Source organism: Paenibacillus camelliae (genome assembly GCF_023715345.1).
In the GTDB taxonomy this organism is placed as follows: Bacteria; Bacillota; Bacilli; order Paenibacillales; family Paenibacillaceae; genus Pristimantibacillus; species Pristimantibacillus camelliae.
In genome coordinates, this window is the sequence record NZ_JAMBNY010000005.1 from 163,142 (window position 1) to 184,658 (window position 21,517).

Annotated in this window: 14 protein-coding genes; 13 read left to right on the forward strand and 1 reads right to left on the reverse strand. The window is 45.0% G+C overall.

The window, feature by feature from the left end:
• The 6 genes from M3180_RS11410 (at position 1) to M3180_RS11435 (ending at position 12,206) form a co-directional block, all read left to right on the forward strand.
• Positions 1–2,502, forward strand: a complete 2,502-nt coding sequence (locus M3180_RS11410; protein ID WP_251667590.1) for a DUF5696 domain-containing protein — start codon at positions 1–3, stop codon at positions 2,500–2,502.
• A 10-nt stretch (positions 2,503–2,512) separates the two neighbouring features.
• Positions 2,513–3,382, forward strand: coding sequence for a carbohydrate ABC transporter permease (locus tag M3180_RS11415; protein WP_251667591.1), 870 nt, complete (start codon positions 2,513–2,515; stop codon positions 3,380–3,382).
• 4 nt (positions 3,383–3,386) lie between these two features.
• Positions 3,387–4,367, forward strand: a complete 981-nt coding sequence (locus tag M3180_RS11420; RefSeq protein WP_251667592.1) for a carbohydrate ABC transporter permease — start codon at positions 3,387–3,389, stop codon at positions 4,365–4,367.
• Between the two features lie 918 nt (positions 4,368–5,285).
• Positions 5,286–6,851 (forward strand): arabinan endo-1,5-alpha-L-arabinosidase AbnB, encoded by a 1,566-nt coding sequence (gene abnB / locus M3180_RS11425; RefSeq protein WP_285855696.1) that lies wholly within the window; start codon positions 5,286–5,288, stop codon positions 6,849–6,851.
• A 207-nt stretch (positions 6,852–7,058) separates the two neighbouring features.
• The gene (locus M3180_RS11430; RefSeq protein ID WP_251667593.1) at positions 7,059–7,262 is read left to right on the forward strand and encodes a hypothetical protein; all 204 of its coding nucleotides are present in this window, start codon (positions 7,059–7,061) and stop codon (positions 7,260–7,262) included.
• 219 nt (positions 7,263–7,481) lie between these two features.
• On the forward strand, positions 7,482–12,206 hold the full coding sequence (locus M3180_RS11435; RefSeq protein WP_251667594.1) for a LamG-like jellyroll fold domain-containing protein: 4,725 nt from the start codon (positions 7,482–7,484) through the stop codon (positions 12,204–12,206).
• A 134-nt stretch (positions 12,207–12,340) separates the two neighbouring features.
• Here the strand turns inward: M3180_RS11435 and M3180_RS11440 are convergent, their stop codons facing one another.
• Positions 12,341–12,817, reverse strand: a complete 477-nt coding sequence (locus tag M3180_RS11440) for an SRPBCC family protein (RefSeq protein WP_251667595.1) — start codon at positions 12,815–12,817, stop codon at positions 12,341–12,343.
• A gap of 237 nt (positions 12,818–13,054) precedes the next feature.
• Here M3180_RS11440 and M3180_RS11445 point away from each other — a divergent pair, with 237 nt between their 5' ends.
• From M3180_RS11445 to M3180_RS11475, 7 genes are all read left to right on the forward strand, one after another.
• The gene (locus tag M3180_RS11445; protein ID WP_251667596.1) at positions 13,055–13,687 is read left to right on the forward strand and encodes an FMN-dependent NADH-azoreductase; all 633 of its coding nucleotides are present in this window, start codon (positions 13,055–13,057) and stop codon (positions 13,685–13,687) included.
• 791 nt (positions 13,688–14,478) lie between these two features.
• Entirely contained in the window at positions 14,479–15,432 is a 954-nt protein-coding gene (trhO, locus tag M3180_RS11450; protein WP_251667597.1) for an oxygen-dependent tRNA uridine(34) hydroxylase TrhO, read from the forward strand.
• Positions 15,433–15,766: 334 nt separating this feature from the next.
• A complete protein-coding gene (locus M3180_RS11455; protein ID WP_251667598.1) occupies positions 15,767–16,522 on the forward strand; it encodes a tyrosine-protein phosphatase in 756 nt (251 codons plus the stop codon).
• A gap of 23 nt (positions 16,523–16,545) precedes the next feature.
• Positions 16,546–17,553 (forward strand): stalk domain-containing protein, encoded by a 1,008-nt coding sequence (locus M3180_RS11460; protein WP_251667599.1) that lies wholly within the window; start codon positions 16,546–16,548, stop codon positions 17,551–17,553.
• 28 nt (positions 17,554–17,581) lie between these two features.
• Positions 17,582–19,960: an S-layer homology domain-containing protein gene (locus M3180_RS11465; protein ID WP_251667600.1), complete on the forward strand. Its 2,379-nt coding sequence runs from the start codon at positions 17,582–17,584 to the stop codon at positions 19,958–19,960.
• Positions 19,961–20,080: 120 nt separating this feature from the next.
• Entirely contained in the window at positions 20,081–20,830 is a 750-nt protein-coding gene (locus tag M3180_RS11470; RefSeq protein WP_251667601.1) for a YveK family protein, read from the forward strand.
• Positions 20,811–21,512, forward strand: coding sequence for a CpsD/CapB family tyrosine-protein kinase (locus M3180_RS11475; RefSeq protein WP_251667602.1), 702 nt, complete (start codon positions 20,811–20,813; stop codon positions 21,510–21,512). The genes M3180_RS11470 and M3180_RS11475 overlap by 20 nt, the downstream gene beginning before the upstream one ends.
• Positions 21,513–21,517: the final 5 nt, after the last annotated feature.

The window sequence follows — 21,517 nt, forward strand, 5'->3', positions numbered from 1 at the left end:
ATGAAGCGAAAAAACATAGGCTGGAAAAAACTAATCTTAGTTATGCTGCTTGCTGTCGTCCTCGTAAGCCAATCCTCTGCACTTTCTTCGATTGGAGATATTTATGCAGAGCAAGCAGGCGACACTGCAGCTTCAGCAGTGGAGAACGAGCAAGCTGAAACCGCTGTAGAAGGTGATGCTGGAGATCAAGCAGCGGCAGATGATGCAGCATCAGAGCAAGCGGATGCGGGGGCAACAAACAGTACTGAGCAAGTGGACGCAGCTGCATCGGATGCAGCTGGTGGCACAGAGCAAGCTGACGCTGCGGCGTCGGATGCAGCTGGTAGTACGGAGCAAGCTCCAGCAACGGATGGGTCCGTTGCAACTGGTGGAGCAGCAGTACCTGTCGGTGGCGAAGTGACGCTCTCGAAGGTAACGGCGACGACTGAGGTGCTGAGCAATGATAAGTTCAAGCTGTTCATTGATGAGGCAACGGGCAATGTTCGTGTCGTCAGCAAGCAGTCAGGAACGGAGTGGCTAGGTGCACCGCAGGTGCCGTCTACACTGCCGCCGAACAATAAAAAGTTCGTCGATTCTCCGCTCCATCTTCGTTATACAGAGGGCTCTGATATTACGACGACCTATTCACTGAAGGATAGTACAACGACAACGAGCTATAAGGTAGAAGGCGATCAAGTGGTGCTCGATATTAACTTCGGTGCCGAAGGCATTGCTGTTCAGATGATCTATACACTTACTGATCGCGGCTTGCAGCTCGATATTCCGTTCGAAAGTATTGTAGAGAGTGGGTCGGCAAGACTGACGAGCTTGGAGCCGCTACCGTTTTTCAATGGCGCGCTTGAAACAGATGAAGGGGCAATGCTCATTCCTGATGGTTCGGGTGCATTGCTTAACTTCCGTACGAATCACGAGCAGTACTTGAAGGGCTACTCGGAATACATCTATGGCAACGATACGACGTTTATCTCTCATACACACGATATGCTGTCAGCAGAGGGGAAACGCGGTAATACAATCCGCGAAAGCATTGCGCTTCCTGTGTTCGGTATATATCGCAATGGCGTCGGGTCGATGACCATCGTTCAGGACGGTCAATATGAAGCGAAAATTAACGCTAACCCGGCGGGCATTCGCGCAATTCCTGTTTACCGCAGCGCCGTAGAGTTTATGTATCGCAAAAACGATATTATTTTCATTGGTAATTCAGGCATGATTCCTTATTTCCAAGGTACGATGATCGCTGGTGATCGCAGTGCACAGTATGTGCTGCTTGAGAAGGAAGAGGCCAACTATGTCGGCATGGCAAAGGCTTATCGCAGCTATTTGCAAGAGGAGCAAGGTGTTACGCCAGTAGCCGATCAGGCGCCAAATCTATCGCTTAAGCTGTTCGGTGGCATATTGCGAGAGGAGATTATTGGAGACACCTTTATTAAGCTGACAACGTTCAAGCAGGCTGAGGAGATCATTGAAAGCTTAAAGGGGCTTGGTGTTGGCAATATCGTTGCCACCTATGAAGGCTGGACAAAGGATGGTGTGTACGGCGCACAGCCACAGCATAAGGTTGCAAGGCAGCTTGGCGGTAAGAGCGGATTGAAGAAGCTTACTGCATTTGCAGAGGAGCAGGGTGTACCGCTTTACTTGCGGGCTAACTATGTGAAGCCCTTTGAAGCAACGGGCAAATACAGTGAGCGCAAGGACGCTGTTCGCGGAATGGATCGTGAGCTGCTTGTTGCTACGATGTATTGGCCTAGTGACCGCTGGACGAAGAATTATCTAACCTTCCATTACTTGAAGCCGGAGCAAGCTTTAAACAAGTACTTGAAGAAGCAGGTTGATGATCTTGCAGCACTTGGGATAGATGGCGTGCAGCTTCAATATATGGGAGAGCTTATCTACTCAGATGAGGATAAAGCATCGATAACGGATCGTTCGGTCGCGGCAAATGCTTGGATCGAAAGCATGAGGCTAGTGAAGGAAGAGGTCGGCTCGGTAGCCGTTGAATACGGTAACGCATATGCGCTAGGTCTAGTTGATCGGATCGAGGAAGTGCCGTTATTCCACAGCAATTACATTTATACAGATGAAGCGGTGCCTTTCTATCAGCTTGTCGTTCACGGACTTGTGCCTTACTATGCGGGTCCTATCAACCTGCGTGAGGATGCCGAAGTAGAATACTTGAAAGCAATCGAGTATGGTGCACTGCCAAGTGCAGAGCTGACTGGCGAGCTTAGCAGCAAGCTGCACCGTACAGCAGAAACGAGACTGTTCAGCTCTTATGCTGGAGACTGGACTGCGCAGATTGCAGAAGAATATGCAGAGCTGCTGCCGCTGTACGATGCTATCGCTGGCCAGCAGATGACGAATCATGAACGTCTAGCACCGAAGGTGTTCCGCACAAGCTATGCGAATGGAACTGCGGTTATCGTCAACTACAGCAATGAGGCAGTTACGGTTGATGGTGTAACGGTCGATAGCATGAATTATACATGGAGTAAGGGGTGAAGGAAGCAGCATGAAATTTAAAATGAATATGAGAAAACGTCACATCATGGAAGGCTATTCCTTCATCATGCTTTGGATTGTAGGATTTATGGCGTTCATGGCGATACCGCTTGGACGCTCCATCTACTATTCCTTTCAAAATCTATCACCGAGTAAGGCAGGGCTAGTTGCTGAGTATGTGGGGACGCAGCATTATCGAGCAGCGTTTACAGTAGATGTGCAGTTTCTGCCGCTGCTGCAAAGCACATTTACGAATATGCTGACGCATGTTCCGCTCGTGCTGATCTTCGCAATGACCAGTGCCTTGCTATTGAATCGACATTTTAGAGGGCGTATGCTGTTCCGTGGAATTTTCTTCTTGCCTGTTATTATCGCTTCGGGTACGACGTTGAAGAAGCTGATGGAGCAAGGTGCGACGAATCTTCCGATCTTCCTGGATTATGATCTATACAATATGCTGCGCCTATTCATTCCAGGTGATCTGCTCATTAATCTGCTGACGTATGCAGATGCACTAACGATGGTTATGTGGGATGCGGGCGTACAGACGCTTATCTTCTTAGCGGGCCTGCAGACGATCTCACCTGCGTTATATGAAGCTGCAAAATGTGACGGGGCTACGAAATGGGAAAGCTTCTGGAAGATTACCTTTCCTATGATTATGCCAATGATTTTGGTCAACACCCTGTTTACGATGGTTAGCTCCTTCACGCGTGCAGATAATGGCGTCATGGACTACATTAACCAGAGAGTGTTTGCAGAAAATAACTACGGATATGCTTCTGCTTTAGGCTGGATTTACTTCGTATTGATCTTCATTATGATCGGTATTGTATTCCTTCTATTTAGAAGAAGCTTATCGTCGATGGAAGGCAGGTAATCGTATGGCGAATCCGCAGCAATTTATAAATAACCTCAAGGTGAGCGATAAAATTAACCCTGCTGTGAAGTTTTACACGATTAAGAAAAGTAAAAGCTTTGTCGGCAATTTATTCTATTATTTCGTATTGCTAAGCTTATCCTTTGTGTTCTTGTACCCGCTCTTGTACATGGTATCCAAATCGTTAATGCAGACCTGGGATGTAGCAGATGCAACCGTTCGCTGGGTTCCGCATCAGCTTAACTTTCATAACTACGGCGTAGCATTTACGGAGATGAAGTATTGGCAAGGTCTAACGAACAGTACCATCATCTCGCTCGGAAGTGCGCTGCTGCAGATCGTGTCTTGCTCGCTGATCGGCTACGGCTTTGCACGCTATCGCTTCCCGCTGTATGGGCTATGGTTCGTGCTATTGATCTTTACATTCTTAGTTCCGCCACAGACGATCGTTGTACCGCTATACATGTTTTTTAGCGATCTAGGCTGGATCAATACGCATTTACCGTTCATTGTACCGGCAGCCTTCGGTCATGGCTTGCAGGGTGCACTGTTTATATTAATCTTTATCCAGTTCTACCGCCGCTTGCCGGCAGTGCTTGAGGAGGCAGCACGGATCGATGGAGCGGGCGCCTTCCGTACGTACTGGCAGATTATGTTCCCGCTTGGACGTCCTGCGATGATTACGGTGTTCCTGTTCTCGATCGTATGGCACTGGAACGACAACTTCCAGCCAAGTCTGTACTTGCGGCTTCCGCCATTCTACAATCTGGCACAGCGCATGAACGGCTTTTATGGTAAAGCTTCAATGACCGCCGATCAAATGAGTACAAGTGTTTCGTCGGGGGCAATAGGTATGGCTCCGACGGTTATGAATCAGATGATGGCCGGGGTTGTGCTGTCGGTAATTCCGATTCTTATCCTGTATTTGTTTGTGCAGAGGTACTTTGTTGAGAGCATCGAGAGAGCAGGTATAGCAGGCGAATAGTAGAGGAAGTTCAAAAAGCACAGGCTTGATGACGATGCTCTGCGTTGTAGTTTAGTCGACGTCGAATATGAAGCCCTACCGAAAGCTCCGTTGCTCACGTACCAAGAACGTACGCTGCGCTACTCGCTTTCTAGTATTGCTTCATCTACTTGGTCCTGAAGCCCGAGCTTTTTGAACCTTATTGGAAGGGTAGTTCAAAAAGCACAGGCTTGATGACGATGCTCTGCGCTGTAGCTTAGTCGGCGTCGAATATTGAACGCTAGCGAAAACTTCTGTGCTCACGTACTAAAAGCGTACGCTGCGCTCCTCGTTTTCTACTAGCGTGCAATCTTCTTGGTCCTGAAGCCCGAACTTTTTGAACCTTTATTGGAAGATGATGCTCAAAAAGTTCAACTTTGATCACGAAGTAACGCGTTGTAGCTTATTCGGCATCGAATCTTGAATTCAGCCGGGCCTTCTGGTGCTCACGTACCCACTACGTACGCTGCGCTCCTCAGTCCCTAGCTTTATTCAACCTTCTCGGTGCTGAAAGTAGAACTTTTTGAGCCTTTATTGGAAGGGTAGCTCAAAAAGTCCAACTTTGATCACGAAGTAACGCGTTGTAGCTTAGTCGACGTCGAATATGAAGCCCTACCGAAAGCTCCGTTGCTCACGTTCCAATACCGTACGCTGCGCTACTCGCTTTCTAGTATTACTTCATCTTCTCGGTGCTGAAAGCTGAACTTTTTGAGCCTCTATTGGAAGGGTAGCTCAAAAAGTCCAACTTTGATCACGAAGTAACGCGTTGTAGCTTAGTCGACGTCGAATATTGAATTCAGCATCAAGGACGATACAAAAAGTCTGAGTTAATGCTTCCGATGTAACTTTCGTTGCAAAGAGGCACATCAACGAACGTACGAAAGTTTGTAGGAGGATTCAATGAATAAAAAATGGATGATTGCAATGAGCTGTGCTGCCGCACTTCTGCTCGTATCAGCTTGCAGCAAGGAGCAGCCTGCTCCTTCTGCGACGCCTGAGCAGACTGTCAATCAAGAGGATGGCGACGAGCAGCAAAGCAATGAGCAAGTGAAGGAGCAGGAAGAGACTCCTGCCGCCACTGAACAAATGACGATAGAAGAAGGTACTCCAGTGTTTACGAATGCATCTGTACATGATCCCTCCGTTATTTATGCGGACGGTATGTTTTATGTTTATGGTTCACATCTAGCTGCAGCGAAAAGTCCTGACCTCATGAATTGGACACTTATCGGCACTGGTGTTGTCGATGGCAACCCTCTTATTCCTAACGTAAAGGAAGAGATGGCTGAAGCGCTGGAGTGGGGTCAGACGGAGACTTTCTGGGCTGGTGATGTGATTCAGCTCGCGGACGGAAAATATTACTTCTATTATAGTGTGTGTAAAGGAGACTCTCCGCGAGCTGCGATCGGTCTTGCGGTATCCGATTCTCCTGAAGGTCCGTTCGAGGATCTTGGCATGTTCCTGAAGTCAGGCATGTGGGGGCAGCCGAGTGAGGATGGCACGATCTATGATGCGACTGTTCATCCTAATGCGATTGACCCACATGTGTTCTTTGATAAAGAAGGGCTGCTATGGATGGTATACGGCTCTTACTCAGGTGGAATTTTTATTATGGAGCTAGACCCTTCGACAGGTTTGCCGCTGCCTGATCAAGGCTACGGGAAAAAACTGCTAGGCAAAAACCACGTTCGTATTGAGGGGCCATATATTCAGTACAGCCCTGAAACGGATTATTACTACTTATTCCTATCATACGGTGGCTTGGATGCCAATGGCGGCTACAATATGCGTATCGCGCGCTCGAAGCAGCCGGACGGTCCTTATCTCGATTCGATGGGTAACGATCTCATTGATGCGCAAGGTCCACCAGGGTCGTTCTTCGATGATCGTGCGATTGAGCCGTATGGCGTAAAGCTGGTCGGCAACTTCATGTTCCGACGTCAGCCGGGTGAAAGCGGCGGCGGTGTTGGTGCTGGATATGTGTCGCCTGGACATAACTCCACGTTCCACGACGAGGAGAGTGGTAAGTACTTCAACATCTTCCATACACGCTTCCCATTCCGAGGCGAAGGTCATGAAATTCGTGTGCATCAAATGTTCTTGAATGAGGATGATTGGTTCGTCATGGCGCCTCATCGTTATGCAGGAGAAACGATTGGTACGTATACGAAGGAAGAGGCTGCTGGTGCATACAAGCTAGTGAATCATGGTAGAGACATATCGGCAGAGGTGAAAAACTCGATCGTTGTAGAGCTTCAAGCTGATGGCAAGATTACTGGCGAGCTATCAGGCAGCTGGGAGCTAAGCGGTGAGCACAATGCTACGCTTAAGATTGACGATGTTATATATCGCGGAGTATTCCTGCGTCAGTATGACGAGCTAACGACACAGGAAGTTATGACATTCTCCGTTCTCTCAGAGGAAGGTATCTCCCTGTGGGGTAGTGCTGTCGCATTGAAGGAGTAATAAGGGGCAGTACGGTCACATGGAAAGATTAATATCAAGGACAGCGTTGCTGTAACGAATCAGCAGTAACATGGGCACAGTAACATGAGTATATGCGTGCATGAACACAGTAACAGTAAGTTGATAACGTAGCTTCAGCACGCTATTGATGCTTATATCTAATATTGAAGCCAAGCAATAGCGTGTCTGAACTTCGTTGATCATAAGATGATAGAAGCAAGCAAGAAAGAAAGAAAGCAAGCAAGCAAGAAAGCAAGCAAGCAAGAAAGAAAGAAAGAAAGAAAGAAAGAAAGAAAGAAAGAAAGAAAGAAAGAAAGAAAGAAAGAAAGAAAGAAAGAAAGAAAGAAAGAAAGAAAGAAAGAGCAGCAAGATCGTACATTAGTAGCATTACAAATTATCACAATATTTTGAATTTTCAGTCACAAGGAAAGACACCTTGGTGCCCCAAATTGATGTCCTCTTTACAGATTAGCATTTCACACAAGTATCCCTTTACCTCCGCAGATTCCACTCCAATCTACAGATCTAAAATCAACATTCTAGAAAACTCACAAATCTTACAACGACAACCATTAGAACTTCCTGACTAGGCTCTCAAACTATGAATAGTATTAGGAGGAATAGACAGTTATGACAAAGAAACTGTATTTTCGCGTAATGGCTATCGTCCTTGCATTTGCAATGGCTTTGCCGATCACTTTACAGACGGGCTATGCAGCGTCTGTTGTATCCGCTTCAGATATTGAAGGACATTGGGCGGAAGAGGATTTTACAGCGTGGACAGACAAAGGGTTGATTTCAAGTGAAAAGGATGGCAGCTATCAGCCGAATAAGCCGGTTACACGCGCTGAATTTGCTGCTTTGATCAATGCAGTGTTTAATTTGCAAGAGGAAGCAGAGATTGCATTCAAGGATGTTCAACAGTCAGCACCCTACTATAGCGACATTATGAAAGCGGTTGCATCTGGCTATATGAACGGATATGGAGACGGCACAATGAGACCGTTTGCTCCTGTTAGCAGACAGGAAGCCGCAGTTATCCTGCATCGAGTGTTTCAGCTAGCCCTTAATGGCAACGATGGCTCCGGTACCAATAAGCTTTCTGATGTTGTCAGTCTACCGGAATGGAGTCGTGCTGCTGTTGCTGCGCTAGTGAATGAAGGCTATGTTCATGGTTATTCGGACGGTACCTTTAAGCCGCAGCTGACGATTAGTACAGCCGAGGCTATTCGATTAATTGGGGCAATCGGTGGCGAGCTGCTCGTTAAGTCAGGCACTTATAAAGCTCTCACTGATCGCAACGCTGTTGTGAATACAGCTGGTGTAATCATTGAACAGTCAACATTTACAGGCAATGTATATGTGACGGAAGGTGCGGCAGATGGCGAGTTTGGGCTTGATCGCACAAGCATTGATGGCACCCTGTATGTGGCAGGAGCATCTAAAGCGGTAACTGTAGACAGCTCCAGCGTTGGGACGATTGTACTTAACGATGACAATTATAATGAAGCTTTCCGTCTCGTCTTAGCTGGAACGACTTCTGTAGGAGAGCTTGTACTGCAATCCTCGGTTAGAGTTGTAGCGGAAGAAGGCGTTACGATAGATAAGCTCGTAATCGATGGACTGCCAGAAGGTGCTGTGATCGAATTGATCGGAAGCTTCGGCTCTGTCGAGGTTCGTTCAACGAACAAGCCGACGATTAAGCTAGATGGTACGATTGGCAGCTTAAGTGGGGAAGCAGCGAACGTTGTGGAGGGTAAGCTTGAAGACCCAACCGTGACACCAACACCGACTCCGACACCTGTGACTAATCCTGGCCCAGTAACAACGCCAAGCCCAACCGGAACACCTGCACCATCTCCCGTGCCAGACTTAACTGAGCCGCCTGTGTTCCGCAACGATTCTGTACATGATCCATCTATTATCGTTGTAGATGACATGTACTATGTATTTGGTTCGCACCTTGCAGCAGCCAAGTCACCAGACCTCCTGCAATGGGAAACCTTTGCAAGTGGAGTGAATTCGGATAATCCGTTATTTGACGATGTACTTGTAGATTTGAAGGAAGCGTTCGAATGGGCGGAGCTTGAAGGGCTTTGGGCAGCTGATGTGATCGAACTGAATGGCAAATACTATATGTATTATAACGCGTGTAGGGGAGATGCACCGATCTCTGCGCTTGGTATTGCTGTTGCTGATGACATTGAAGGTCCATATGTGAATCAGGGGATTATACTGAAATCTGGCAAAGGCAAAGCACCGCTTAACGATGCCAACTATAATGCGAATATTCATCCAAATGCGATTGATCCAAATCTGTTCTTTGACGAGCAAGGCAAGCTGTGGATGGTCTATGGTTCATACTCAGGTGGCATATTTATGATGGAGATGGATGCTGAGACTGGACTGCCGATTGCTTACGAGAACAGTGAGCTCAACTCAGAGAATGATGGCTATGGCCGTAAGCTAATGGGCGGCAATCATGCGAGAATTGAAGCGCCTTACATTCAATATGTACCAGAGTCTGGATACTATTATTTATATGTGACGTTTGGCGGACTTGATGCCGTTGGTGGCTATAATATGCGTGTTTCACGTTCATTGACGCCAGAAGGCCCATATTATGATGCGGAAGGCAATGATATGCTGAAAGCAGCAGGTAAACCAGGCGGTGGTCTGGTAGGCAACGACGTTAATATTGCTCCTTATGGTGTGAAGCAGCTGGGCAATTATGTATACGACAACTTATATAATGAAGCGAACTATCCAGCCTATGGTTATGTGTCCGCAGGACATAACTCTACTTACTATGACGAGGATAGCAAAAAGCTGTTCAATATATTCCACAGCAGGTTCCCGAATAGAGGCGAACAGCATGAAATTCGTGTACATCAAATGTGGATCAATGAAGATGGCTGGCCAGTGATGGCTCCTCATCGCTACTCCGGTGAAACGATCCGTGCGGTGACCGACGAGGAAATCGTTGGACCATATCATTTCATCAATCATGGTAAAGAGATTACGAGTGAAATCTTCGAAACTAGCTATATTGAATTGCTGCCGAATGGTCAAATTACGGGAAGCGTTACAGGTACATGGGAGCTAAGCGGAGAGCGTAGCTACGATGTGAAGCTGAGCCTGCTGGAAAATGAGCAGGAGGTACAATATAGCGGTGTGTTCGCAAGACTGTGGGACGCAACAAACGAGCGATATACGATGACCTTCACGGCATCGTCTCAAGCTGGTGTAACGGTATGGGGAAGTCAACTGCCTGAGATTAGCGATCAGCAGCTCGTGGACAATGTGAGTGAGTCACTTCATATTGGAGATGCAACGCGAGTATATAAAAACTTGCCGCTAATAACTGTAGGAGCGTTAGGTAGTGCTATAGAATGGGAGTCTTCCGATGAGAACATCGTGCAAGTCGACGGAACGATTCATCGTCCTGCATACGGCAGCGGTGATGCCGAGGTGACGCTAACAGCGAAGATTACACGTGGAGATGCTAGCACCGAGAGAGTATTTGAGCTAATCGTAAAAGAGCAGCCTGAGCAACCACTCTATGATGGTATGATTGCGCATTATGGGTTCGAAGGAGCTCTTGTTGATCGGATCGATAATAGTCGAGCGGGAGAGATGACAGGAAATCGCATCGATAACGGTGCAGGAACCATCACCTATAGCGATGGTGTAGATGGTCAAGCCGCAGTGTTTAACGGCGAATCCGGCATTCGTCTTCCAGAAGGATTAATTAACAATACATCGACTTATTCGGTATCGCTGTGGCTGAAGCCAGAGCAGCTGACAGATTTCACAACAACATTTTTCGGGGCTGTTCCAGTAGATGGCGGCTACGAATATATCAGCATTGTGCCGAAGCATGGCTTCTGGAACAACATGGTGGCTTGGGGCTATCAAAACGGTGCGCATTATGATGCTCATTCCCACACGGTGCTGCCGCTGAATGAGTGGACGCAAGTTGTTGTTACCGTAGAAAGCAATGCTGTTAATGTGTATGTGAACGGCAGCTTGAAATTTACGGGTACTGGCTTCCCTAATTTGTTCGGCTCAGATAATGGTCAGTTTGCACTTGGTGTAAACTATTGGGATCTGCCATACAAAGGGAAAATGGATGAGCTGCGCATCTATGACGTTGCTATTCCTGCTGAGCAGGTTGCTGCGCAATACGAGCAGGATCGCTCCAATGTGTGGGCGTTAAAGCTAAGTGCTTCGCAGCTTAATCTTGTAGCTGGCGGAACGGCTTCATTGTCAGCAGCTATCACTCCAGCATCTGCAAGCGATCAACCATTGCAGTGGCACAGCTCAGATGAGGCGGTAGCAACGGTTGCTAACGGTGTGGTGACAGCAGTTGCGGCGGGTGAAGCAGTCATTACCGTTAGCTCTGTGAATGATTCGAGCAAGCGTGCCGAAGCACGTGTAACGGTAACAGAGCAAATGATTGCAGTTGAAGCGATAGATCTGGAGCGTGAAGAAGTCGTGCTTCGCGGAGGTGCATATATTCCGAGCAATATTGTCATATTGCCAGACCATGCATCGATAAAAGAGCTAAGCTGGTCGATCGACGATGCTGCTATCGCGGACATTCATCCGCACACTGGAAAAGTCATTGCCAAGTCTGAGGGAAGCACTACGGTTACAGCAACTGCAGTAGATGGAAGTGGCGTAAGTGCATCGTATACATTAGTGGTTAGCAATGAAGGGCTCCTTGCACACTATGCCTTCGAGGACAATCTTAATAACGGAGCGGGTACGGCCTTCGCTTCTGGGGCAGTTATAGGCGGCAAGGTTCATGAGACTGGAGGCAGCATCACATACGGAGAAGGTGTTACTGGCCAAGCGGCAAGCTTTGATGGTCAATCCGGCGTGCGACTGCCAGACGGCTTAATTGCCGATGACACATACACAGTAGCATTCTGGTTAAAGCCGGAGCAGTTCACACCATTCACCACAACATTTTTTGGGGCACGTACGGGAGATGATTGGATCAGCTTTGTGCCTCAGGGACATGATGGTGTAGCCGGCAATACGATGCTGTGGTCGACGTTGAAGCTAGAGGATGGAGCGAGCTGGATCGATGCTCATGTTGGCTCTAGAATCGCAGCTGGTCAATGGGTGCATATTGCTTTTACCGTCGCTCAGAACAACGTGACGATCTACATTGACGGTGTTAACAAGTATGAAGGAAGCTTCAATAACGTATTCACCGATGCGAGTGGCGTATTTACGCTTGGTGTAAACTATTGGGATATACCATACAAAGGTCTGTTTGATGAGCTGCGTATTTATGACGATGCGTTGAGTGCGGAGCATATTACGTACTTAGCAGCTGAATAATTATAATGAATTAAACAACAAAACAAAGAATCGCCCAGTCGTTGCTTCTGCAATGGCTGGGCGATTATATTTCCTAATTTCTAATTACCTAGGTTGGCAGCTCATTAGTGCCTATCATTCACTCACTTACGCAATTATGAAAATGGGCGTAAAGCCTCTCTATATTGCTCGTACAAGCCTTTCCATTCGCTTTTATGATCGACGAGCTCCTTGCCATTAAGTAAAGTCGAGATCGCATCAAGGCAAATATGCCAGCCTGCCAGATCACGCGGAGTGTGATCCGTAATGGTTGAAAGCTTTTCAACAAATACAACTCGGCAGCCTTCCGCTGTTTGCTCCAGTTCAAATGCTACAACGTCACGATCCCATGTAAACTCAAGCAAGCGCTGCGGCTCCAGTGCGAGGATCTTCATGTCTTCGAAGCTGCCATCACCCATATCGAAGGTAATGCGGCCATCCACCTGTAAGCTCTCCACTGCAAGCTCGGGGAACCATTGCTGGAGCTTATCATTCTCCGTTAAGTATGCCCATACCTTTTCTACTGCATGCGGGTACATTCTTTCCATCGTTACAGTAAAATGTTGATCGTTCTTCGTAATCTTACCTAGCATCGTAAATTACTGCTGCGGGTATGTTATGTAAACAGCAGCTTCCTCCTTTATTCGAATTCCTTCTATATAATATTGGCTTTAACTGCTCAGAAATTCAATGCACAAACACTCAGTTCAAAAATTTGTAACTATATTTTTTTAAGTTGCTATTTATTTTTTGATTCGTACAGGTTATAATAGACTCACATCTTAAAATTAAGATAAATAAATGTAGTCAGTCATAAAGGAGATAGAGAAATGAAAGTACTTTTAGTTAAAGCTAATAACCGCCCAGCTTCTGATGCGGTATCTTCCAAAATGTTTGAAGCATTCCAAGCAAACCTGAAAGGTGCTGAAGTTTCAACTTTCGACGTATTTGCAGAGGACATGCCTTATTTCGGTCAAGATTTCTTTGATGCATTCGGCAGAGCGCAAGCTGGCACATTGACAGACAATGATCAACGTCTTCTTGCTGCTAAGCAAAAAGCTATGGATGCACTAAGTGCAGCTGATGTTGTTGTATTTGCATTCCCACTGTGGAACCTAACGATTCCTGCAGCACTACAAACATTCATTGACTACACGTACCAAGCAGGATATTCCTTCAAATATAATGAGCAAGGTCAAATGGTTTCACTTCTAACTGATAAAAAAGCTATTTTCCTAAATGCACGTGGCGGAATCTACTCTAGCCCAGAAGCTGCACCAATGGAAATGTCTCTGAACTACATGCGTAACGTAATCGGTGGTGTTTACGGTATGGAAATCATCGATGAAGTTGTAATCGAAGGCCATGCAGCTAACCCAGCGCAAGCTGAGACAATTATTGCTGAAGGTATCGAAAAAGTTAAAGCAGCTGCTGAAAAGCTTTCTCTTGTTGCTGCAAAGTAATATTGCCCTAACTTGAATCAACGGCTAGCCAAAGTCAGCATGATAAACAACAATAAGTACTAGACCGTTGTGCTATAGATTATACAAATGAGCAAGATTGAAAGGATGATGCATTCATCCCCAATCTTGCTCATTTTATCTTAGAAAGTATGATTAACTTATGTCATTGGCATTCATAATATACAGCGTTACTTGTAAATCATGACATTACGATTTATTTTTTTTCCACAACCAATACACTCACTTGAATAGTAGGTGTAACGATGCTTTTTGAAAAGCTTGCAATCTAGCCAATACTTAAAACTTCTTATATTCCCTAACATATTAATTATAGCCTCCCTTTGTATAAGTATCTTAAAGAGATAAATTTAGCCTTCGTTAAGCAGGACAGTTACAGCGTAACTTATTACCTCTAGGCGGCCCTTCCATATATTTACTACTAGTATACAGAAATATCCAAATGATATCTATGTGGCTTACCGACCAAAATTTTATGGGTGCTGTTCCTAATGTGTACATCATTATTCAGGACTATGAACCTAATGTGTGTGAGACGCTGTCATATTCATGTCAATAACTAGAACATCTTTCCTCCTTTTCTAACAAAAAACCATCCGCTGCTTGTATTAACAATTACTGCTCATTGCAATTTATGAACAAAGTTCGATATAATCATGGAATGAGATTCTACAATTAGAGGTAGTTGAACAGCAACATATAGTGCATTTGCCCTAATGAGAATCACTCTATCAGGTTATTTCCTGGAAAAATACATGATAGGTGGTAAAGAAATGGATTATCGAATTTTATTGTATTATCATTACACAAGCATTGAGGATCCCGCAGAATTTGCTAAGGAGCATCTAGCATTCTGCAAATCACTTGAGCTAAAAGGACGTATACTTGTTGCTAATGAAGGCATCAACGGTACAGTTTCTGGTACAGTCGAGCAAACAAACGCCTATATGGAAGCGATGAAGGCTGATCCGCGTTTTGAAGGCATGGTGTTCAAAATCGATGAGTCAGAGTCCCACGCATTTAAGAAAATGCATGTGCGCCCTAGACCGGAGCTTGTTAACTTGAGTCTTGAGGACGATATTAACCCGCTTGAGATTACAGGACGCTATGTTGAGCCTGCGGAGTTTTATGAGCAGATGCAGCAGGACGATACGATTGTCATTGATGCTCGTAATACGTACGAGTATGATGTTGGTCATTTTGAAGGTGCGATCCGTCCTGATGTTGAATCATTCCGTGAGCTGCCAGATTGGATTCGTGAAAACCGCGACATGCTTGAGGGTAAACGAATCTTGACGTACTGCACAGGTGGAATTCGCTGTGAGAAGTTTTCTGGCTGGTTAGTTCGTGAAGGCTTTGAGGATGTAGGTCAGCTGCATGGCGGTATCGTAACCTATGGCAAGGACCCTGTGGCTAAGGGGCAGCTATGGAACGGACAATGCTATGTTTTTGACGAGCGTCTTGTCGTGCCGATTAATCAAGTGAGCCCAACCGTTGTTGGTAAGGATCATTTTACAGGTGAGCCTTGTGAACGATATATTAACTGTGCGAACCCAGAATGCAATAAGCAAATTCTAAGCTCAGAGGAGAACGAGCATAAGCATCTTGGCGGATGTACACCGGAGTGCAGCGAGCACCCACGCAATATGTATGTTGCGCGTCACGGTGTTAGTGCAGAGGAAGTTGCTGAGCGTGTGAAGGCGATCCGAGCAGAAGTAATGATGTAATGAACGATATAATGTAATTGTGAATCGATGGTAGACAAGAATGGGGTTTGCAAGGTATATTTGGAAAGAGGAAAATATACCCAGAAACCCTTCTGTATGCCATTGATTTTTTATTTACAAAAATGGCGCAACTTTACTATATCAATTTGCGTTAAATTAGATGATAATAAATTTTAGCAATAAATAACTTAATAATTGACACAGTATTGTAACAATTATTTTTTAGGAATTGTAATTTTTAGCCACTGTCTACAAATCTATTATTGAGTATGGTAGAATAATTTAGGCAGACTCCTGAAAAGCTGTAGATATTTGGAAATGAGAGGGAAGACCAGTGATCGACATACATACGCATATACTACCTGGATTAGATGATGGTGCTGGCTCACTTGATGAGTCGATTGCTTTGGCAGAACAAGCAGTACAAAACGGTATTCACACCGTTATTGCTACACCGCATCATCATGCTAGAGGATATTATACAAGCTATGAACAGATCGAGCTTGAAGCGGCAAAGCTGAACGATGAGCTAGACAAGCGAGGAATAGCACTAGAGGTTCTCGTTGGTCAAGAGGTTCGCGTCTATGATGAGCTGCTGCAAGATCTGGAGGGTGGATTGCTTACAACACTAGCATCTACTCAATATATGTTGATAGAATTCCCATCTTCAAATGTGCCGAAAGGGGCAGATGAGCTGTTTCATGAGCTCAGACTGCTTGATATAACCCCGATCATTGCTCATCCAGAACGCAATCGCGAGCTGGCGGGCAATCTTCGTCTGCTTTCAGAGCTAGTTGAAGCGGGGGCATTAGCGCAGCTAACCAGTTCTTCGGTTTCCGGGAATATGGGACGCAAGCTGCAGAAGCTATCGCTTGAGATGTGCAAGAAGGGACTCGTGCATTTTATTGCATCGGATGCCCATCATGCAGTGAAACGACCATTTGATCTTGCTCAAGGCTATGATGCTGTTGGCAAGCAATTGGGACAAGCGTTCGTAGATTACTATCAGCTCAATGCTCAGCGGCTTGTACGGAGTGGATCGATTAGTAGAGAAACTCCTGCCGCAAAGCGGAGATTAATATTCTGGTAGAATACAAGAAAAGGAGGAGTACAGTGAAAGCAAACAAATTAGGCATCAGGGCGATTCTCTTAGCTATTGCATGTGTGCTTATGGTCTCGATTGGAACGACACCAGTCAATGCCGTGACGAAGCAGAAGAATGTCGTTGTGTACAAGGCAAATTTCCACTTTGTTGTGAATGGTCAAGTTTATCACGCGCCAAAAGACACGCAAGGCTTTCTGTATAACAATCGTACATATGTGCCGATTCGCTTCGCTAGTTACTTGCTAGAAAAGTCGGTTGAGTGGAATCAGATGACATCGACGGTTTCTGTGAAACAACCTAGTGAGAGTCAACTGAAACAGTTGCAAAACTACAAGAAACAATATTTGGTGCCCAATGTCGATGTGAAAAAGCCAGCTTCTTCTTTGAAAAAAGAAACCATCTACACTTTGGTTGATGCTGCAGGTTACAACTTCTTCGGGAAAGAGCAATCCATTCCGAAGGATGTTACGACATTCTTGCATAAAGGAACACTATATGTTCCACTTCGTTACTTTGCAGAATTGATTCAACATGATATCTCATATAGCTCTGCAACACATACCATTACGATGAACACACGCAGCCAGAATGGCGACGGTGGTAATGGCACTGGTAATGGTAATGGTAATGGCAACACAGGCGGTACAGTTACTGATCCTGGTACAGGAGATATCGAGAACCCAGGTAGTGGCGCAGGTGAAGTTGTACCACCAACTCGTGAAGAGCTGGTAAGTGCAGTAGATTCTCAGCTGAGACGCATGGAACAAAGAGTTACTACAATAGGCTACACGATGTATGAGAAATACTCTAATGCGACAACGCCAGAGGAGATACAAAGTATTAAGGATGAGTTTTATGCATTAATAGCTAAAACTGATGGTGAAGTTCAAGCAATCCTTAGTCAATTAGACAAGGACTTGACTACATACAACTATGAGGTTGGCAGTGACTCTGCTGATTTCAGAGCTGCTTATGAGGCTAAAAAAGAAGTAGCTCTAGCATTAGTTTTTTCTTAAATTCTTTAATTAAAAGGGAGAGAGTAGAATGAAGAAAAAAGCATTATTAGCAAGTGCAGTTGCTCTAGTAACTGCAAGCGCAATGACTTTCGCGCCGGTATCGTATAAGGTGATTGATAAGGCTTCTGCAGCTACAGCTGATGTAGAAAAAGCAGCTAACAAGCTAGCGAAAATCTTTGCTGTATTGAACAGCGAAGATAACACTGCACTAGCAGCTGCATATGATGCAATGCTTGCTGAAGTAGAAGCAGATGCAGCGCAACTAGCTAACCTTAATGGAACTAAGCTTGAAGCTGGTTTGAATGACAAAGGAATTGTATTCTCTGATGTTCAAACAGCGCTCGTAGATCTAGTAGCAACACTAGCAGTAGAATACAATACTGACAATGCTCAGTTTGGTGATCTATCTGCTACAGTTGAAGGTAAACTTGATGCACTAAAAGCAGCTCTTGGTCCGATTGCTGATGAAGTTACACGCGACGACCTAGCTAAGCTTCTTGAAAGCATTCAAACTGCAGCTCTAGCTGAAATCGCTGGATTCGAGTACACAGCAGGTCTTGATTATGCTGATCTAGTGTACAACAGCGTTCAAGCTGCTGTTGAAGCAGAGTGGAACAAAGCTGACAACAACAATATTGTTGCAGTACTGAAAGATGTATACGGCGCAGCTAACTTCGCTGACTTCGAAAGCGACGTTGAAGCTGCTAAAGAAAGCTTCAAACAATATGTTGAAGCAGAAGGCAATGCAAGTGTATACAAAAAAGGTGCGGCTGCAGTAGCGATTAGCTATGCTAACTACTATCTATCAGAGGTTCAACAACCGTTGCTTCCTAACTACACAGGCAGCAGCATCGTACTAAACCCAGATCTATTCGGTGTTAGTGCATTGCCATTGTCTGCTCTAGCGTGGGAAACAAGCGATAATGCTACAATTGCTGTTAACGACGAAGGCGATCTAGTGCTTAGCGTATTGAACTATGGTGCAACGACTGTAACAGCAAAACTAAAAGCTAATCCAAAATTGCCTCAGGAGTTTGTTGGTACTGTACTATTCAGCCAAACAGTTAACGTAAGCCCAATTGGCGGTGGTATTACTGGTCCAATCTTCTCAGGTAACCTAGAGCTAGTTGCTGACTACGAAGCAAAAGCAAAAGCAATTGCTGGTGCAGTTGATGCATTCCTAGCTGAAAATCCTGAGCTTTACAACAACACGCTTACATTTGACTTGAAGCGTCAAATTGAAAAGTTTGTTCGTGAAGCATTGCTAGTACAAGCTGCTGGTGCAGTAACTGTACAAAACGGTGTTTCTACACTAGGTGTATCTCCTGCTTCTATGGAAAACATCTACAATACACAACTTAAAACTGTTCTAGACGCTGTTACAGCCGCTCTTGAAGCTAAAGGCATCAAGCTAGATATCAATACAGTGTTGACTTACAATATCGGTATCTCCTCTAACGCACTAGTAAGTGTGAGCAAAGAGCTTAAAGATTCCCTAGCATCTAAAGGCATCGATACTGTAGGTGTTAAAACTGGTGATGCAGCTGTTGAGATCGCACTTGATCAACTGGAATCTTCCAGCACAGTAAGCATCAAGAAATCGGAATCAAAAGTTGCAGGCGCGAAATCTGATCTATACAGCATTGCTGTAAAAGATGCAGATGGCAAAGCTTTAACAGCCTTCGAAAAACAATACCGTGTGACACTTCCAGTGAACGGTAACGGTTCGAATGTAACAGTTGCACATGTAACTGGCGGCAGCCAAACGCTAGTAGGCGGTCAATACGATCCAGCAACGAAAACAATTACATTCTATACTAACCAACTAGGTGACTTCGTTGTTGTTGAGAACAATGCTTCCTTCAACGATACAGCGAACATCGCATGGGCTAAGGATCAAATCCAAGAGCTTGCGAACAAAGGTCTTCTACTTGGTAAAGGTAATGGCAAATTCGATCCAAACGGTGATGTAACTCGTGCAGAGTTCACTGCAATGCTAGTTCGTGCATTCAACCTGAATGCATCAGCTGACATCACATTCTCTGATGTAAGTGAAAATGCATGGTACTATGATGCAGTATCTGCTGCTAGAGCATATGGCATCATTAACGGTCGTAGTGCATCTACGTTCGATCCAAACGCTAAAATTTCACGTGAAGAAATGGCTTCAATTGCAGCTAACGCATTGAAGGCAGTTCTAGGCTACCAACCAGCTGCGAAAGAAGATGAAATTCTTGATCAATTCGTAGATGGTGATAAAGTTGTAGCTGTTCACCGTGCAAACGTTGCTTTGGTTAAGAACGAAGGCATCATTCAAGGTAAAGGTAAAGACAATTACGATCCAAAAGGCGATGCAACAAGAGCTGAAGCATCTGTAATTCTTGCGAAAATCCTTGACCGTAGATAATTAAATATGCATAACATGCTAGAGTAAAGTGTGAGAGTTTTTACCCCGTGAGCAGTTGGGGTAAAGACTCTTACTTCTTGAAGAGACCGAAGATCATGTATATGGGGGTACTTATAGTCCATGGAGCTAGAATTAAGAGACTACGTCAGGATCATATTAAAAAGAATTAAACTAATAATAGGATTAGTTGTTGTATTAGCAATAATAGCAGCTGTATTCAGCTATGGATTTATGAAACCAGTGTATCAATCTTCTACAAAGCTAATCGTAAATAACTCTCAAGACATGTCAGGAGTAATTGACATTAATAGTGTAAACCTAGATTTAAGATTAGTAGATACGTATAAACAAATTATTAAAACAGCAGCAATTACCGATAAAGTAGCGGAACGTAATCCAGAGCTTGGCCTAACTGGGGAGCAAATTAATGCGATGATCTCCGTATCATCTGTAAGTGGTACACAGGTGCTGACGATATCTGCACAGCACAATGATTATTCAACAACAGTAACCGTAGTGAATGAAGTAGCAAATGTGTTCGTGGAGCAAATTCCAACGATCATGACCGTTAACAATGTAAGCATATTGAATGAGGCGAAGCTGGTTGACAACCCATCGCCGGTAGCGCCGAATCCAATTTTGAATATAGCATTAAGTATTATCGTAGCATTATTACTAGGCGTAGGACTTGCTCTACTGCTTGAATACTTTGATGATTCCATTAAGGATGAACATGATGTACTCCAATACGTAGAACTTCCTGTACTGATGAGTATTCCTCGTGTTACACAAGAGGATTTAGAGATCGGTAAACAAAAGTCCAGTAATGTAAGAGCGGAGGTGGGTTCGAATGTCACAATCTCAAAGTAACAGTCAAGCTAGACATCTCATCTCCGTAACGAATCCGAAGTCTCCGATTAGTGAAGCCTACCGTACACTGCGTACGAACATTAGCTTCTCTGCGGTTGATGAAGATCTTAGAGTTATTATGGTAACCTCTGCAGGACCGGGAGAGGGAAAATCAACAACAGTCGCTAACCTAGCAGCAACGTATGCACAAAGCGATAAGCGCACGGTGCTGATTGAGCTTGATCTGCGCAAGCCTACTGTGCACAAGACGTTCACGCTATCGAATCGACTTGGCATTAGTCATGTATTAACGAAGCAGGCATCACTTGAAGAAGTGATTCAAGATACGAAAATTCCTAATCTAAGTGCGATTACAGCTGGCTTGATACCGCCTAATCCTTCAGAGCTTGTTGGCTCTAAGGCACTTGGCTCTATACTAGAGCAGCTGAAGGAGCAGTTCGATCAGATTATTATTGATACACCGCCAGTACTTGCTCTTACGGATGCACAGCTTATATCTACCCATTGTGATGGTGTGGTGCTTGTTGCAGAGGCTGGTAAGGTGAAACGGAGTGCACTGCTTGATGCGAAGGAACGTCTGCAAATAGTTAAGGCTAAAATTGTCGGCGTCGTTCTTAACAACGCAAAACGCAAAATAAAGGATGACTACTATTACTATTATTACGGACATGATGAAAAATAGTTATC